This is a genomic window from Corynebacterium sp. HMSC062A03, from assembly GCF_001811145.1.
GTDB lineage: Bacteria > Actinomycetota > Actinomycetes > Mycobacteriales > Mycobacteriaceae > Corynebacterium > Corynebacterium aurimucosum.
Genome location: NZ_KV803704.1, coordinates 1 through 294, shown reverse-complemented (window position 1 = coordinate 294; position 294 = coordinate 1). Strand labels below are relative to the sequence as shown.

At 63.6% G+C, this 294-nt stretch carries 1 protein-coding gene; it reads left to right on the top strand.

What is annotated here, in order from left to right; translation table 11 throughout:
- A partial coding sequence (locus HMPREF2781_RS10900; protein WP_305764404.1) for a biotin/lipoyl-containing protein occupies positions 1–294 on the top strand: 294 nt, incomplete at both ends.

Genomic DNA, 294 nt, shown 5'->3' with positions numbered 1-294 from the left:
GAGCTTGGTGAGTCCGTCACCGAAGGCACCATCACCCAGTGGCTGAAGTCCGTCGGCGACACCGTCGAGGTCGACGAACCACTCCTCGAGGTCTCCACCGACAAGGTCGACACCGAAATCCCGTCCCCAGTCGCCGGCACCCTCGTTGAAATCCTCGCCGAGGAAGACGACACCGTCGACGTCGGCGCCGTCATCGCCCGCGTCGGCGACGGCTCCGCCGCAGCCTCCGAGAAGCCCGCTGCCAAGGAAGAAAAGGCAGAGGAAAAGAAGGAAGAACCCAAGGCTGAAGAGAAG